This is a genomic window from Micromonospora sp. CA-111912 (assembly GCF_050948415.1).
Taxonomy (GTDB): Bacteria; Actinomycetota; Actinomycetes; order Mycobacteriales; family Micromonosporaceae; genus Micromonospora.
This window is the reverse complement of the sequence record NZ_CP192007.1, coordinates 7,204,958-7,220,932: the sequence shown is the minus strand read 5'-3', so window position 1 is coordinate 7,220,932 and position 15,975 is coordinate 7,204,958. Positions and strand designations below refer to the sequence as shown.

Genomic DNA, 15,975 nt, shown 5'->3' with positions numbered 1-15,975 from the left:
GGAAACCCGAAACCCCCGCGCCCGGGAGGGGTGCGGGGGTTTCGGAACGCGTCGGTCAGAGCGCGGACTGGATCAGCTTGACCAGCTCGCCCTTCGGCTTGGCGCCGGCGATGGACCGAACCGGCTCGCCGTCCTTGAAGACGGTCAGGGTCGGCACGGACATCACCCGGTAGGCGCGGGCCGTCTCCGGGTTCTCGTCGATGTTGAGCTTCACGATGCTGACCTGGTCGCCCATCTCGCCGGCGATCTCCTCCAGCAGCGGCGAAACCTTGCGGCACGGCGCGCACCACTCGGCCCAGAAGTCGACGAGCACCGGTTTGTCGGACTTCAACACGTCGGCGGCGAAGCTCGCGTCGGTGACCGCCTTTGTCGCTCCCACTATGACTCTCCTCCAGATGCGGTTCGACTCATTCGTCGTTCGGTGCCACGCCGCGCCGGCGTCGCTGGTGCTGCCGGCTCAGGGCTGGATCGTGGCGATGAAGCGCTCGGCGTCCAGGGCGGCGGCGCAGCCCGTGCCGGCGGCGGTGATCGCCTGCCGGTAGGTGTGGTCAACCACGTCACCGGCCGCGAACACACCCGGGATGCTGGTCCGGGTGCTCGGGGCCTGCACCTTCACGTAGCCCTCGTCGTCCAGCTCGACCTGGTCGCGGAACAGCTCGCTGCGCGGGTCGTGACCGATCGCCACGAAGACGCCGGTGACGTCGAGAACCTTGCTCTCCCCGCTGTGCACGTTGCGGACCCGCACGCCGGTGACTTTGCCGTCGGCGCCGAGGACCTCCTCGACCACCGCGTTCCACTCGACCTTGATCTTGTCGTTGCCCAGCGCCCGCTCGGCCATGATCTTGCTGGCCCGGAACGAGTCGCGCCGGTGGATGATGGTGACCGACTCGGCGAACCGGGTGAGGAAGCTGGCCTCCTCCATCGCCGAGTCACCGCCGCCGACCACCACGATGTGCTGGTTGCGGAAGAAGAAGCCGTCACAGGTGGCACAGGACGAGACGCCGTGGCCGAGGTACTCCTGCTCACCCGGCACGCCCAGGGGACGCCAGGCCGAACCGGTGGAGAGGATGACAGCCTTGGCCCGGTATGCGGTCTCGCCGACCCAGACGGTGCTCATCGCGTCGGAGCCGACGCTGCCGGTGTCCTTCAGCTCGACCCGGGTCACGTCGTCGGTGAGGAACTCGGCCCCGAACCGCTCGGCCTGCTTGCGCATGTTGTCCATCAGCTCGGGGCCGAGGATGCCGTCGGCGAACCCGGGGAAGTTCTCCACCTCGGTCGTCGTCATCAGTGCGCCACCGGACTGCACGCCCTCGATGATCAGGGGCTTGAGGTTGGCGCGCGCGGCATAGACCGCCGCCGTGTAACCGGCCGGCCCGGAGCCAATGATGATCAGGTTGCGGACCTCGTCCACTGCCGTCTCCCGATGTGTGTGGTCGCCATCGGCGCGCACACCGATGTCGGTCTGAGTGCCGCCGCCACGCGGACGCCGGCTCCTGACTTGCAGAACGCCATCGTACGAAGTGGGGATTCCCGAGCCGGTCATCCGGTGGGTCAGGTCACGTGGAAGGACGGCAACGCCGATTCCGTCTCGCCCGGGCCCGGCCGGTCACGCCGGCCGGCGCACCGCGACCTCACCCTACCCGCGCCCGGTAGCGGGTGTCGGCCCCGGATCCGGGTACGCCGCACTCCGGGCCGCTGACCCACGCCCAGCGCGCCCCGGAGGGGTCGACGAAGCGCATCACCAGCGCCGGGTCGCCCCGGAACCGGGCATAGTCGACGAGGTCGACGGTGAGCGGACCGGCCCCGTGCTCGTTGCTGACCGCCGCGAGGCAGGAGTCCAGGGCGCTCCGTGTGGTGAGCCGGTACAGGCCGTCAACCGCCGGGAGGCGTTCCCCCTCGGCGGCCGGCGGCCCCGCCGATCCCTGCCCCAACGACTTGGCCGGCCCGGTCGGCGGCACGCTGGAGGCCCCGGTGGCCAGCGCCTCCGGCGTCCAGTCGGTGCCGCTGCGCTGCGGGGTGCCGGCCGCGCGGAACGAGTCTCGCGCGCCGCGCGCAGCCCCGGCGGGTTCGCTCACCGCGGTGGTCGACGCGCTGTCGGACTGCGTGGTTTCGGTGACGAACCGGTTGAGCCCCAGCCCGATGGCGAACACCGACGCCGTGGCCAGCGCCACCGGCCCGGCGATCCGGGCCCAACGTCGTCCGCGCCGGCCGGGACCGGCGGTGCCGGTACGCCCGGTCGTCGGCCCTGACCCGCCGGCAGGCCGGCGGGACCCGCCCGACGGCTGGGTCGGCACCAGCGCGGGCGGCACGCCGGTCGCGCGGTCGGGGTCGGTCCGGTCCGTGGCGTCCGGCACGGCGGAGATGTCGGTGGGCGTGCCCGGGCCGGCGCCGGCCAGCGCGGCGGCGATCCGGTCGGCGACCGCGAGCGGCATCTCGGGGGCCGGACCGGCCCAGGCCGCGAGGTTCTCACCGACCCGGGCCAGAGCCGGCACCAACGCGTCGTGGGCCTCGGCCCAGGCCGGGTCCTGCTCGACCAGCCGGGCCACGACCGCCTCGTCCGGCGTGCTGTCGAGCACACCGCCGAGGTAGTCGGCGAGCAGGTCGTGATCGACCTCCCTGAACCCCCCGGCCGTCACGATTCCTCCTGGTTGGCGTCGCGCCGGGAGTGCCCCGACCCAGATCGGACGCCTCCCGCCTGCCGAGGGTTCCCCCGGGTGACGACGGGCACGTCCGGCCCGGCCATGCTCCCGCCGTCGGGTGCCGCCGCATCCCGGGCGCGCGTCCCGGCCCGCCCGTCCTGCGGCGGGACGGCCCGCCCGGCCCGGAGATTCGGGCGGGCCGCCCCGCCGGGAACGACGCCCGTTCGCAGGTGGCCGAGGGCCACGGCGAGTCGGGCGCGGCCCCGGGCGCAGCGGCTCTTGACCGTGCCTTCGGCGACGTCGAGGATCCGGGCCACCTCGGCGACGGGGTAGCCCTGCACGTCCACCAGCACCAACGCGGCCCGCTGCTCGACCGGCAGTTCGGCGAGGGCCTGGCGGACCACCAGAGCGGTGTCATGGTCCTGGACGGGGGCGGCCGGCTCCACCCCGCCGGTCGACGGGCCGTCGTCGGGGCCGTACGTCCCGTCCGGCAGCGGAACGGTCGGGTGCGCCTGCCGGCGACGGATCCGGTCCAGGCAGGCGTTCACCACGATCCGGTGCAGCCAGGTGGTGACAGCGGAATCGCCCCGGAAACGGGCTGCCGCGCGATGGGCGGAGAGCAGCGCGTCCTGGAGCGCGTCGGCGGCCTCCTCTCGGTCGCCGACCGTCCGCAGGGCCACCGCCCAGAGCCGGTCCCGGTGCCGGTGGAAGAGCTCGGTGAAGGCGTACCTGTCTCCGGCGACGTGGGCGCGGAGCAGCTCCACGTCGCTCGGCCCGATGCCCGGGACGGAGCCGGTCGGAACGGCGACCGGTGGACGGCGCTGGCCGTCCACCGGTACGTCTGTGGTCCGCTCGCCGTGGCCGTCCATCACCACGCCCGCCCCGGGTGGCGACCCGTCGACGGTCGTCGGTTCACGACCCCTGGACCGTGATCTCCTGGACCCCGACCTGGTAGCCCCGGTCGTTCGCGGGCAGCTCGGTGAGCCAGAACAGCAGGAAGCGGTACTTCGCGTCGGCGTCGAATCCGTTGAAGGTCATGGTGGTGCCGTCGTGCTCCTCGAACGGCTGCCCGACCGGACTCTTCTTGTAGCTCGTGAACAGCGACTTGTCGCCGGCCGAGGTGGAGGGAGGGTCGGTCGTGCCGGCGAAGAGCTGGGCGGACGCCCCGGTGGCGGAGAGGCTCACCTGCACCGACTTGACCGTGCGCTCCTCGCCGAGGTCGAGCCAGACCCCCATGCCGCTCTTGCGGTTGCCGAACTTCGACTGGGTGTAGGTGTCGGTGTCCCAGCTCTCGTCCTGGTTGCCGTCGATCACCTTCTCGGCGCCGCCCAGCTCGTCGCGGAGCTTGCTGTCCGGGTCGATGATGCGCACGTCGGTCACCGACAGCTTGCGCGTGGCGGCGGGCGCCGCCTCGCTGGCCGGGGCGCTGCTGGACGGCCGGGCCACCGGTTCGGTCTGCGGGGGCTCGTCGTCCCCGCCCAGCGCGCTGATCCCGATGAGCAGGCCGACCAGGGCGACCGCCAGCAGGCCGGCGATGCCGATGGCGACCTTCCGGCCGCCCACCGACGCCAGCGGGGACGGCTCGTCGCCGGTCTCCGCGGCGAACCGCAGCGGCCCGGCCGGCTCCAGGTACGGCTCCTCCTCGATCGGAATGTCGAGCCGGTCCAGTTCGGCCGCGAGCACGTCCGACGGGGGCGGGGCGATCCCGGCGTCGAGCAGATCCATCGTCAGGTCGTCGAGGTAGGCCGGCACGCCGGCGCGGACCTGCCTCGGCGCGGCGATCGCTCCGCTGGCATCGCGGACGGCGTCCGGGATGGCGGCCCGGCCGTGCCCGGCGGTGGCGCCGTGCAGCGGAGCCTCGGCGTGCGGCCAGTGTCCGGTCAGGGCGAAGTAGAGAATGCCGCCGATCGCCCGGACGTCGTTGTCCTGGCTGTCTGCGCCGTCGGTGCGGGCGTCGGCCAGCACCACCCGGCCCTCTTCGCTGATCATCACGGTGCCGGGGTGCATGTTGCCGTGCACCATGCCGGTGGCGTGCACGGCGGCGAGCGCACTGGCCACCGCGTTGCCGATCGCGGTCGTCCGGCCCGGGTCGAGGGGGCCGTCCGCGACCAGCTCCCGCAGGGACTGCCCGTCCACCCACTCGCGGACCACGTACGCCCGCTCGGCCTCGTCGATGGCGTCGTAGACGCCGACCAGATTCGGGTGGATCACCCGGCTGGCCGCGACGGCTGCCTGGAGCATCTCGGTCGCCGAGTCGCCGCCCGGGTAGCGCAGCACGACCGCGACGGGACGGCGCAGCACGACGTCGACTCCGCGCCAGACCAGCCGGCCGGCGCTGTCGTTGTTGATGTGTTCGACCAGCTCGTACCGCTCGGCGAGGATCTCACCCGCCGTGGGAGCACCGAAGGTCATGATCGGCGGCGCGCTCTCCGCTGCCTCCTGACCCTCGCCGACCTGGGTCACCCGTCCTCCCTCGGTGATCGTGCCGATCGATGGACCCGCGCTGCTGGGCATGTGGCTTCCCGCTCTGCCTGTTGAGGAACCGGCCGACGGTGCCGACGTGGAACGCCTGGCTCAGCCGTACCCGTCGAGAGCGACCTTACCCGGGTTGCCCGTCTCGCCGACATGTCATCTTCCCGCCGCACCCGGCGGAGGTGCCGGGACATGCCGGACTCGTCCGGTTACGGCCGTTGTCGGCCGCGTTGCTGGCACATGTACTGGCTAATCTAGAGGTTGACCGCAAGTAGTTGTCGCAGGGGCCGGGCCGGTGTGGCGGGCCGGTTCCACCGCCTGGATTCCCCACCCAACGGCCCGCGATGCTCAACCTTTCGGCTGGTTATCCACAGGCACTTACGGTCGCTGACCCGCGAATCGCTGAGTTATCCACAGGAGTATCCCCAGCCTGGTGATCCCCAGTCACCCTGCGTGCCAGCCCGGGCCGGACACCTGCCGGTCGGACCCGGCGTGGTCCCGGGTCAGCGCCCGAGGCGGCTGCGGACCATCCCGATCACCTCGGTGATCTCCCTGATCCGCAGCACCATGGCCAGCCCCAGGTACGTCCCACCGATGACCGCGCCGCCGACCACGATCTGCACCGCCGACTGGACCAGTGTGGGTGCGTCGTCGCCCGGCAGCAGCTTCACCACCAGCAACCCGACGACGGTGGCCCCGGCGGCGGCGACGGCCACCCGCACGAACGTGCCGCTGATCTGCCCCATCCCGATCCGCCCCACCCGGCCCCGTAGCAGCCACGCCGAGATGACGGCTGCCGCCACGTACGAGACGGCGTTGCCGAGCATCATCCCGGCGGCGGCGAAGCTCGCCGCGAAGAGCGAGAAGAGGCCGATCTGTACGGCCACCCGCAGCCCCACCACCGGGATGTTGATCAGGGCCGGGGTCCGGGTGTCCGGCAGCGCGTAGAAGGCGAAGGTGAAGAGCTGGCTGATCGCGAACGGCACCAGCGCGATGCCCGCCACGACCAGCACCGGGACGGTGTCCCGGGCGTTCTGCTCGGTGAACGCGCCGTGCTGGAACAGGGCGAAGGCGATCGGGGCGGCCAGCACCGCGTAGCAGACCCCGATCGGGGCGAGGACCGCCGTGACCGTCCGGGTGCCCCGGGACAGGTCGGCGGCGAGGTCGGCGTACCGGCCGTCGGCGGCGGCGGCGCTCATCCGGGGCATCAGCGCCGTGATGATCGATACGGCGATGATGCCGTGCGCCATCATCAGCAGCAGGAAGACGTTGTTGTAGATCAGCGGGCCGGCCGCCTTCTCGCCGCTGGCCCGGCTGAGCAGGTTGAACACCACGATCAGGCCGATCTGGCTGACCGCGACGTAGCAGAACATCCAGGCGCCGAGCCGGCCCAGCTCGGCGAGGCCGAGCTTGCCGAAGTCGAAGCGGAACCGCCAGCGGAAGCCGACCTTGCGCAGCGCCGGCAGCAGGCCGGCCGCCTGGATCGCCACGCCGAGCAGGGTGCCCCCGCCGACCAACAGGATGCGCCCGAACGTCATCTCGTCCGGCTCGACGATCTTCGCACCGAAGATCGCGATGTAGAGGCCGCCAGTCGCGATCACCACGATGTTGTTGAGGATCGGCGCCCACATCGGGGCGGCGAAGTGGCCCCGGGTGTTGAGGACCGCGCTGATCAGCGCGCTCAGGCCGGTGAAGAAGATCATCGGCAGCATCAGCCGGGACAGCGCGTTGACCAGGCCGCGGTAGTCGCCGGTCTGCTGGTCGCTGGCGTAGAGCCAGGTCAGCACCGGGGCGATCGCGACCGCGATCACCGCCGCCACGGCCAGGGCGATCACCGCCAGGGTGAGTAGCCGCTGGGCGTACGCCTGGCCCCGGTCGTCGTCGGTCTTGCGCCGGCGCACCAGCACCGGGACCAAGACGCTGGTTAGGATGCCGCCGAGCAGGAACTCGTAGACCATCCCCGGGAAGATCTGCGCCGTGGTGTAGGCGTCGCCGACCAGGGCACCACCCAGCGCGGCGGTGAGCACGAGCGTGCGCAGGAAGCCGGTTCCCCGGCTGACCAGGCTGCCGATCGCCATCACCGCGCTGTTCGTCGCGGCGCTGGTCTCCGCGACCACCTCCTGCGGGGGTGCGGTCGCCTCCACAGCGGGCTGGTTCAACGGCTCCGCCGAGATGAAGGTGGCGTCGTCGCCGGCCGGCCGGCCGGCGCCCTGCGCGGCGTTCGCGCTGCGGTAGAGACCGCCGCTCATCTTCCAGCCTCCATCGGGTACGTCGGAGCCGGGCACCGGCCCGCACCACATGACCATAGTCAACCCCGCTGCTCACCCGCGCCCGGCGGATCAGTTCCACCACCGGCCCGATAGGCTGGCGATCCCATGTCCGAAGCCTCCGCTCCCCACGCCGCTGACCGCCGTGAGCTCACCGCCGCGCAGCGCAACGCCGTCGCCGAACTGCTCCGCGTCTCCCCCGTCGCCGACGAGTTGGGCCGCCGGTTCGCCAAGGCGGGCCACGAGCTGCACCTGGTGGGGGGGTCGGTACGCGACGCCCTGCTCGGTCGACTCGGCGACGACCTGGACTTCTGCACCGACGCCCACCCCGACCAGACCCTGCGGATCATCAAGGGCTGGGCCGAGTCGGTCTGGGAGACCGGCCGCGACTTCGGCACCATCGGCTGCCAGCGCGACGGGTTGCGGCTGGAGATCACCACCTTCCGCGCCGAGGCATACGACCAGGTCAGCCGGAACCCCGTCGTCGAGTACGGCACCAACCTCGCCGACGACCTGAAGCGCCGCGACTTCACGATCAACGCGATGGCGGTCAGCCTGCCCGAACACCGGTTCACCGACCCGCACGGCGGCCTCGACGACCTCGCCGCCAAGGTGATCCGCACCCCCGGCACCCCCGCCGAGTCGTTCGGCGACGACCCGCTGCGGATGCTGCGGGCGGCCCGGTTCGCCGCCCAGCTCCGCTTCACCGTCCACCCGGACGTGCGCGCCGCGATGGCCCGGATGGCCACCGACCTCGACCGGATCACCGCCGAGCGGATCCGCGACGAGTTCACCAAGCTGCTCTGCGGCGCGGACCCGATCACCGGGCTGCGGCTGCTGGTCGACACCGAGTTGGCCGACCGCTTCCTGCCCGAGCTGACCGGGCTGAAGCTGGAGATCGACGAGCACGCCCAGCACAAGGACGTCTACGAGCACACCCTCACCGTGGTCAGCAACGCCGTGTCGTACGAGACCGACGGCTGCGACTTCGTGCTGCGGATGGCCGCGCTGATGCACGACGTCGGCAAGCCGGCCACCAAGGCGGTCGGGCCGGACGGCCGGGTCAGCTTCCACCACCACGAGGTGGTCGGCGCCCGGCTGACCAAGGCCCGAATGAAGGCCATGAAGTACCCGAAGGACGTCATTACGCAGGTGGTCAAGCTGGTCGGCCTGCACCTGCGCTTCTACGGGTACGGCCGGGGCGAGTGGACGGACTCGGCGGTGCGCCGCTACGTCACCGACGCCGAGGACCTGCTGCCCCGGCTGCACAAGCTGACCCGCTCGGACTGCACCACCCGCAACCGGCGCAAGGCCGCCGCCCTGGCGGCGGACTACGACGCGCTGGAGGAGCGGATCGTCCGGATCGAGGCCGAGGAGGACCTGGCTCGGGTCCGCCCCGACCTGGACGGCAACGCGATCATGGAACTGCTCGGCGTGCCACCGGGGCCGGTCGTCGGCCTGGCCTGGAAGCATCTGAAGGAGCTGCGCCTGGAGCGCGGCCCGCTGGCTCGCGACGAGGCGGAGGCGGAGCTGCTGCGCTGGGCCCGCGAGCAGGGCATCACGCCGGCCTGAGCGCGGAAAGGGGCCCCGGTCGACGGAATCCGTCGACCGGGGCCCCTTTCGTCAGCTCAGGCGTCGACCGCGGGCTTGCTGCCGTCGCCTGACTGGGTCGCCCCGAGCTTGCCGAGCAGGCCGGCCAGGTCGATGCCGGTCAGGTCGGTGCCGAGCTGGAGCCCCTGCGCCACGTTGCTCGCCACCGACTTCGTCAGCGAGGACGCCCCGTCGGTGGAGATCACCGTCAGCTTGTCGATCGCGCCGATCGGCGCGCTGGCCGCCTCGACCACCTGCGGCAGAACCCGGACCAGCAGGTCCAGCACCGCCGCCTCGCCGTATGCCGCGAACGCCTCGGCCTTGCGGGCCATCGCGTCGGCCTCGGCCTGACCCCTCGCCAGGATGGCGGCCGCCTCCGCCTGCCCCTCCCGCTCGACCGCCTCGGCGATCGCGGATCGCCGGCGCTGCTCGGCCTCGCCCTCCTTGGCGCCCTCGATCGCGTTCGCCTCGGCCAGGGCGGCCCGGCGGGCCCGCTCGCCCTCACCGGTGAGCCGGGACTGCTCGGCGACGGCCTGCGCGGCGGCGATGGTGGCCTGCCGCTGGGCGTCGGCGTTCAGCACGGCCGCGTTGCGGGCCGCCTCGGCCTCCTGCTCCACCTTGTACCGGGCGGCGTCGGCCGGCTTGCGCACCTCGGTGTCGAGCTGGCGCTGCTTCAGCTCGGCGTTGCGCTCGGCCACCTTCTGCTGCTCGGAGAGGATCGCCTGGTCCCGCTCGGCCTGGGCGAGCGGGCCGGCCGCCGCCGACTTCGCCTTCGCGGCGTCGATCTCGGCCTGGATGGCGGCCTGCTTCAGCGACAGGTTCCGGTTCGCCTCGGCGATGGCCTCCTCTGCCAGCAGCCGCTCCTGCTCGGCCTGCTGCCGGGCCCGGGCCTCGGCGATCGAGGCGTCCTTGAGCACCCGGGCCGCCTCCGGACGCCCCAGGTCCTGCAGGTACGACCCCTCGGCCACGATGTCCTGGAGCTGGAAGGTGTCCAGCACCAGGCCCTGGTTGGTCATCGAGTGCTCGGCCTCCTCGGCCACCGCGCTGGCGAACGCCGCCCGGTCCCGAATGACCTCTTCGACGGTGAGCCGGCCGACGATCGAGCGCAGCGCGCCGGCCAGCACCTCGCGGGTGAAGTTGTCGATCTCGTCCTGCTGGTGCAGGAAACGCTGGGCGGCGGCGCGGATCGCGTCCTCGGTGCCGCCGACCTTGACGATGGCGACGCCGTGCAGGTCGGCCCGGATGCCCTGCTTGCTCACCGCGCCCTTGATGCCGACGTCGATGCGACGGCTGGACAGGTCCAGCGACTGGATCTTCTGTACCACCGGCAGGACGAAGACCGACGCGCCGAGGACGACCTTCTGCCCGGAGTTGTCGGTGGACCGGCCGCCGTCGGCGGTGTGCGTGGTCCGGCCCCTGCGACCGGTGACGATGAACGCCTCGTTGGGCCCGGCGACCTTGATCCGGGAGAGCACGAAGAGGAGGAGGAAGACGACGAGGAGAACCACGCCGCCGATGGCGATGAGAAGGGGCATGCGACTTCCGCTCCGAGGGGGTGAGGGGGTTGGTGGGTCCCTGCGGCAGGACTCAGTAGGTTTCGACGTACACGCTGGTCTCGCTCAGGGCCTCCACCACGAAGACCTGGGCGCCGACCGGGATCGGCTCGTCGGCGCGGGCGTTGAGCTTCATCGGCTGGCCGGCGACGCGGACCCGGACCTCGCCGTACCCGTCGACCGGCACCGGGGTCACCACCAGGCCGAGCGCGCCGACCAGGTCGTTGCGGGTCGGGGTGGGGTCGGTCCGCATGGTACGGGCCGCCCGGCTGAGCCGGACCGCGACCCAGGCCGTGGGCACCGCCGCCAGCGCGCCGCCGGCCGCCGCTGCCGTGATCATCCCGGGGGTACGCCCGCCGAGCAGCTCGTTGACGATCGCGGCGCCGAAGCCGAACGCGCCGGTGAAGCCGGCGACCGCCTCGACGGACACCGGCCCGTCGACGTCGGGATGGCCGAACTGGAACAGTTCCGCGCCGAGCAGGGCCAGCGCCAGCACGGCGACGCCCGCCCCGCCGATGATCAGGAAGATGAGCGTCCCCGGGGCCATGAGCTGCACGGTAGCGCCGCCGTGCAAGGTCGCCCGGAGGCCGTGACCCACGCCCGGCGGGGGCGGTGGGGCAGGGCGCGTCAGGTGGAGGCCACGGGGCAGGGGCGTACCGGCGGAGGCGGGGCCGGTGCACGCTCAGCGCGGGGTGGCGGAGAGCTCCAAAGTGGCCACCTCGCGCGGCACGGGCTGCCGGGCCAGCTCCTGCCCGGTCGGATCGGCGAGCACGTAGTCCCGGTAGCCGTACGGACGCCGGTAGAGGAGACGGTCGTCGGAGACGAAGGCGGTGTCGGCCGTCGGCAGGGCCCGGAGCACCCGGCCGGTGGCCGTCTCCACCAGCAGTGGTTCGGCCTGGCCCTGCACCACCACCAGCCGGCCGTCCGGCGACCAGGCCCACGGGCCGACCGGGTCGCCGGGCATGGCCACGAACCGGGTCGGCCGGCCGTCGTCGGCGGAGAAGAGCTGTACGCCCCGGCGGGGGTGCCGCGTCGACTCGGACCGGGGGGCGAACGCGTCGGTCTGCTGGAGCGCCACCTCCCGGCCGTCCCGGGTCCAGGTGAAGAAGCAGTGGTCGGTGCAGTAGTAGCGCACGGTGTCGACGGGGTAGCGACGGAACCCGCCGTCCGTGGAGAGGACGCCGATGGACCGTCCCCCGGTGTCCTTGTCGCTGATCGTCACCACCAGCCGCCGACCGTCCGGCGACCACTGCGGCGCCCCGATGGCGAGGCCGACGCGGATCCAACTGGTCCGGCCCCGGGCCGTGTCGCCCAGGCCGATCTCCAGGGGCCGGTCGGCGTCGACGAGGGCGCTGAACGCGCCCCTGGGTGCCGGCCACACCGCGGCGTAGCCGGCGGCGCGCTGGTAGCGGTTCCGGCTCCGGTCCAGCACCCAGCCGGTGCCGTCGCGCAGGGCGCTGCCGACCACCCAGCCTCCCGGCAGGACCAGCGGCGACGCCGTCCAGTCCCGACCCGGGGTCGGGAGCAAATCCGGGCCGGGGGTTGCGCTGACGGTCGGCTCGGGCACCGCCGGCAGGACCGGCGGGCGATGCCGCAGCAGCACGAACGGCAGGATCACGGCGGCGACGGCGAGCACTGAGACGCTCACCACCATCGCCCGGCGGTGGGCCCGCACCCGCCGGCCGCGCCGCAGCGCACCGGCCGCCAGGTCCGGGACCGCACGGGCCTCGCCCGCGAGTTCGTGTACGGCGGCCCGCAGCGCCTCCTCGGCGGAGGAGTTCATCGGTTCACCTCCGGCCTGTCGGCGTGGTCGGCGAAGTCGGGCACCAACTGCCGGAGCTTGGCCAGCGCCCTGGACGCCTGGCTGGCCACCGTCCCGGTCCGGCAGCCGAGCAGGGCGGCGGTCTGCTCCACGCTCAGGTCCTCCAGGTACCGCAGGGTCAGCACCGCCCGCTGCCGGGGCGGCAGCGTCAGCAGTGCGTCCCGCAGCAGCATCCGAAGGTCGACGTCGTGCCCGCTGTCCCGCTCAGCCGGGGGCTCGGGCAGCACGTCGACCGGCACCTCGGGCCGCCGGGATCGGCGTCGCCAGCCGGAGACCTGGTCGTGGTACAGGATCTTCTTCACGTACGGCTCGGCGTCGCCCCGGATCCGCGGCCAGCGCGCGTACGCCTTGGCCAGCGCGTTCTGGAGCAGGTCCTCCGCGCCGTGCTGGCTGCCGGCCAGGGCGTACGCGAAGCGCAGCAGGGCCGCGCCCCGCTCGTTGACGAACGCGGTGAACTCCCCGTCGGTCACCTCAGTCACCGCCCACCTCCGATGGTCAAGACGCCCACCGGAGCCGGAATCTTGCCTCGTCGGGTGGCCTGATCGCGGCGAGGTGGGACCGGGAGGGAAGAATGGGGGTGTGCGCTGGACCGTCCTCGACTCGCCGATCGGTGAGTTCTCCGTGGCCACCGACGACGCCGGGGTGTGCGGCGCGCACTTCGGGCGGGTGACGGCGGCGGCCGAGACGCCCGGCGACGAGTTGTCCGGGCGGGCCGTGGCGGAGTTGCGGGCGTACTTCGCCGGCGAGCTGACCGAGTTCACGGTGCCGGTGGCGGTGCGCCGGGGCTCCGAGTTCGAGCGGGCGGTGTGGCGGGAGATGACCCGCATCCCGTACGGGGAGACGATGACGTACGGGGCGGTGGCCAAGGCCGTGGGGGACCAGGGCGCGGCGCGGGCCGTCGGGGTGGCCTGCAACCGCAATCCGATCCCGGTGATCGTGCCCTGCCACCGGATCGTCGGCGCGGGGGCGAAGCTGGTCGGCTTCGGCGGTGGCCTGCCCCGCAAGGTGACGCTGCTGGAGTTGGAGGCCCGGGTCGCCCTGCAACGCGCCTGGTCGTGACCGGCGGGTCGGCGGGCGACTCAGCCCGTGACGAGGATCGCGACGCCCAGGCCGATCAGCGTCAGCACCGCGATCCCGCCCCCCGCGATCGCCGCGACCAGCCCGATCTTCGTGCTCCGGTCCATGGCCCGCTTCCACCCCGACGGGACGAGCACAGAGTCAACGAACGAGGTCAACTCGCGAGAGTCGAACCGGTAGCCGCGTACCAGGCTGCCGTCGTCGTGCCGGCCGACGACCGCGCCGCGCCGGAAGTTGATCTGGGTGCCCTTGAAGACGCTCGCGCTCAGGGACGCGCCGATCACCCGCCCGTCGATGCCGAACCGGTAGCTCAACCTTCGGGTCTGCTGCTGCCGGGTGTAGATCCGGTTCGCGTCGTCGAACCGCAGCACGACGGCGTGCTCGATGGTGAGCCCGCTGCGGTGGAACAGGGTGTGCCAGTGCATGTCGGCCACGGCCAGCCCGACCCGCGCGCCGCCCGGGACGGGGGTCACCGCGTACGGGGTGTCGCGGGCCCGTTGCACGAGTTGGGCGACGATCTGCGAGGAATCCACGGTTTGCTCCTTACTTCCGTGCCGGAGGAGGAATGCGGTGGTCGGCACGACACGCGAGGGCCGGGTCCCGACGGACCCGGCCCTCGCGGTGGTGCTGGTGGTCAGCGTGTCAGCGCTCGATGTCGCCCTTGATGAAGGACTCGACGGCGGCATGCGCGTCGTGGTCGGAGTACTGCACCGGCGGGGACTTCATGAAGTACGACGAGGCCGACAGGATCGGGCCGCCGATCTTCCGGTCCAGGGCGATCTTCGCGGCCCGGACGGCGTCGATGATGACGCCGGCCGAGTTCGGCGAGTCCCACACCTCGAGCTTGAGCTCGGCGTTGAGCGGGGTGTCACCGAAGGAGCGGCCCTCCAGGCGGATGTACGCCCACTTGCGGTCGTCGAGCCACGGCACGTGGTCCGACGGGCCGATGTGCACGTCGCTCTTCTGCATCTCGTGCGGGATCTGCGAGGTGACCGACTGGGTCTTCGAGATCTTCTTCGAGACCAGCCGCTTGCGCTCCAGCATGTTCATGAAGTCCATGTTGCCGCCGAAGTTGAGCTGGTACGTGCGCAGCAGCTCGACGCCGCGGTCCTCGAAGAGCTTCGCCAGGGCGCGGTGCACGATGGTGGCGCCGACCTGGCTCTTGATGTCGTCGCCGACGATCGGCAGGCCCGCGTCGGTGAACTTCTGCGCCCACTCCGGGTCGGAGGCGATGAAGACCGGCAGGGCGTTCACGAACGCGCAGCCGGCGTCGATCGCGGCCTGGGCGTAGAACTTGTCGGCCTGCTCGGAGCCGACCGGCAGGTAGGAGACGACGACGTCGACCTGCGCGTCGCGCAGCGCCTGCGCGACGTCGACCGGCGTGGCGTCCGACTCCTCGACGATCTCGCGGTAGTACTGGCCCAGGCCGTCGAAGGTCGGACCGCGCTGCACGCTGACGCCGGTCGGCGGCACGTCGCAGAGCTTGATGGTGTTGTTCTCGCTGGCGACGATCGCCTCCGCGAGGTCCATGCCCACCTTCTTGGCGTCGACGTCGAACGCCGCTACGAACTCCACGTCCGAGACGTGGTAGTCGCCGAAGGTGACGTGCATGAGACCCGGGACGCGGTCGTTCGGGTCGGCGTTGCGGTAGTACTCCACGCCCTGCACGAGGGACGAGGCGCAGTTTCCCACACCGACGATGGCGACGCGGACGGAGCCCATAGCGTCTGCCTCCTTCTTCTTCATCACGGCCGCTCTTTCCTGGACTCTCCAGGCGGAGGCGGGCTGTCGTTATCTCGTCGGCCGCCAACCGTCCCGGCTCGCGGGACCGTCGGGGCACGGCCGGAGCGCTCATTGGCGATGAGCTCCTCCAGCCAGCGGACCTCGCGCTCACAGGCGTCGAGACCGTGGCGTTGCAGTTCCAGGGTGTACGCGTCGAGGCGCTCGGCCGCCCGGCCCAGCACGTCGCGAAGTCCCTCGCGACGCTCCTCGATCTTTCGGCGGCGACCCTCCAGGATGCGGAGTCGGGTCGCCTGGTCAGTGCGGGCGAAGAACGCGAAGTGCACACCGAAGCCCGTGTCGTCGTACGTCTCGGGACCGGCCTGCCCGATGAGCTGGGCGAAGCGTTCCTTGCCCTCCGCAGTGATCTTGTAGACCACCCGACCTCGCCGGCTGGTCAGCGCGGGAACCTCCTCGGCGGTCGCGGGGGTCTCGGCGGCTTCGGTGATCCATCCCGCCGCCTGCAACCTGCGTAGCGTCGGGTAGAGCGAGCCGTAGCTGATCGCCGCCCGGATCGCGCCCAACTTGGCCGCGAGCTCCTTGCGGAGCTCGTAGCCGTGCATCGGGGACTCCTGGAGGAGGCCGAGGATGGCGAGCTCGAGCACGGGCCACCCCTTCTTACCCCTGACGCGTGGGCGCAACCGCCGCGATGTATCGGACCGATACATCGCACGTTAGCGGCTCACCCAGGATCAGGGCAAACCTTTCGGAGCGAGTTCCCGGGTTGACGGAATGTGACGGTGGTCGCCTCGTCGGGCCCGACCGCGTACCCTTCT

The 15,975-nt window shown here is 72.1% G+C and carries 15 protein-coding genes; 2 read left to right on the top strand and 13 right to left on the bottom strand.

The window, feature by feature from the left end:
* Positions 1 to 55 precede the first annotated feature (55 nt).
* The 6 genes from trxA to murJ all read right to left on the bottom strand — a co-directional run bounded on the left by trxA (position 56) and on the right by murJ (position 7,360).
* Positions 56 to 379 (bottom strand): thioredoxin, encoded by a 324-nt coding sequence (gene trxA, locus ACQPZO_RS30960; RefSeq protein WP_350880235.1) that lies wholly within the window; start codon positions 377 to 379, stop codon positions 56 to 58.
* A 78-nt stretch (positions 380 to 457) separates the two neighbouring features.
* Positions 458 to 1,411, bottom strand: coding sequence for a thioredoxin-disulfide reductase (trxB, locus tag ACQPZO_RS30955; RefSeq protein ID WP_433345822.1), 954 nt, complete (start codon positions 1,409 to 1,411; stop codon positions 458 to 460).
* Between the two features lie 220 nt (positions 1,412 to 1,631).
* Positions 1,632 to 2,636 carry a hypothetical protein gene (locus ACQPZO_RS30950; protein WP_433345820.1) on the bottom strand — a complete coding sequence of 335 codons (1,005 nt, stop codon included), beginning with the start codon at positions 2,634 to 2,636 and terminating at the stop codon, positions 1,632 to 1,634.
* On the bottom strand, positions 2,633 to 3,508 hold the full coding sequence (gene sigM / locus ACQPZO_RS30945; RefSeq protein ID WP_433351378.1) for an RNA polymerase sigma factor SigM: 876 nt from the start codon (positions 3,506 to 3,508) through the stop codon (positions 2,633 to 2,635). Before sigM ends, ACQPZO_RS30950 begins: the two co-directional genes overlap by 4 nt.
* 43 nt (positions 3,509 to 3,551) lie before the next feature.
* On the bottom strand, positions 3,552 to 5,153 hold the full coding sequence (locus ACQPZO_RS30940) for a protein kinase family protein (protein ID WP_433345818.1): 1,602 nt from the start codon (positions 5,151 to 5,153) through the stop codon (positions 3,552 to 3,554).
* Positions 5,154 to 5,614: 461 nt separating this feature from the next.
* Positions 5,615 to 7,360 (bottom strand): murein biosynthesis integral membrane protein MurJ, encoded by a 1,746-nt coding sequence (gene murJ, locus ACQPZO_RS30935; protein ID WP_433345816.1) that lies wholly within the window; start codon positions 7,358 to 7,360, stop codon positions 5,615 to 5,617.
* A gap of 126 nt (positions 7,361 to 7,486) precedes the next feature.
* Here murJ and ACQPZO_RS30930 point away from each other — a divergent pair, with 126 nt between their 5' ends.
* A complete protein-coding gene (locus ACQPZO_RS30930) occupies positions 7,487 to 8,950 on the top strand; it encodes a CCA tRNA nucleotidyltransferase (protein ID WP_433345814.1) in 1,464 nt (487 codons plus the stop codon).
* A 56-nt stretch (positions 8,951 to 9,006) separates the two neighbouring features.
* Here ACQPZO_RS30930 and ACQPZO_RS30925 read toward each other — a convergent pair whose 3' ends face one another.
* The 4 genes from ACQPZO_RS30925 to ACQPZO_RS30910 all read right to left on the bottom strand — a co-directional run bounded on the left by ACQPZO_RS30925 (position 9,007) and on the right by ACQPZO_RS30910 (position 12,822).
* Positions 9,007 to 10,503, bottom strand: a complete 1,497-nt coding sequence (locus ACQPZO_RS30925; RefSeq protein ID WP_433345812.1) for a flotillin family protein — start codon at positions 10,501 to 10,503, stop codon at positions 9,007 to 9,009.
* 52 nt (positions 10,504 to 10,555) lie between these two features.
* Entirely contained in the window at positions 10,556 to 11,068 is a 513-nt protein-coding gene (locus ACQPZO_RS30920) for an NfeD family protein (RefSeq protein ID WP_433345810.1), read from the bottom strand.
* Positions 11,069 to 11,203: 135 nt separating this feature from the next.
* A complete protein-coding gene (locus tag ACQPZO_RS30915) occupies positions 11,204 to 12,304 on the bottom strand; it encodes a TolB family protein (protein ID WP_433345808.1) in 1,101 nt (366 codons plus the stop codon).
* A complete protein-coding gene (locus tag ACQPZO_RS30910; RefSeq protein ID WP_405115154.1) occupies positions 12,301 to 12,822 on the bottom strand; it encodes a SigE family RNA polymerase sigma factor in 522 nt (173 codons plus the stop codon). The genes ACQPZO_RS30915 and ACQPZO_RS30910 overlap by 4 nt, the downstream gene beginning before the upstream one ends.
* 100 nt (positions 12,823 to 12,922) lie before the next feature.
* Between ACQPZO_RS30910 and ACQPZO_RS30905 the strand changes: the two genes are divergently transcribed.
* Complete coding sequence (locus ACQPZO_RS30905; protein ID WP_433345806.1) at positions 12,923 to 13,402, top strand: methylated-DNA--[protein]-cysteine S-methyltransferase; 480 nt, start codon at positions 12,923 to 12,925, stop codon at positions 13,400 to 13,402.
* Positions 13,403 to 13,422: 20 nt separating this feature from the next.
* Here ACQPZO_RS30905 and ACQPZO_RS30900 read toward each other — a convergent pair whose 3' ends face one another.
* The 3 genes from ACQPZO_RS30900 to ACQPZO_RS30890 all read right to left on the bottom strand — a co-directional run bounded on the left by ACQPZO_RS30900 (position 13,423) and on the right by ACQPZO_RS30890 (position 15,804).
* Positions 13,423 to 13,953, bottom strand: a complete 531-nt coding sequence (locus ACQPZO_RS30900; RefSeq protein ID WP_433345803.1) for a hypothetical protein — start codon at positions 13,951 to 13,953, stop codon at positions 13,423 to 13,425.
* Between the two features lie 109 nt (positions 13,954 to 14,062).
* Entirely contained in the window at positions 14,063 to 15,142 is a 1,080-nt protein-coding gene (locus ACQPZO_RS30895) for an inositol-3-phosphate synthase (protein ID WP_433351376.1), read from the bottom strand.
* Between the two features lie 23 nt (positions 15,143 to 15,165).
* Positions 15,166 to 15,804, bottom strand: coding sequence for a PadR family transcriptional regulator (locus ACQPZO_RS30890; RefSeq protein ID WP_387022351.1), 639 nt, complete (start codon positions 15,802 to 15,804; stop codon positions 15,166 to 15,168).
* Positions 15,805 to 15,975 lie beyond the last annotated feature (171 nt).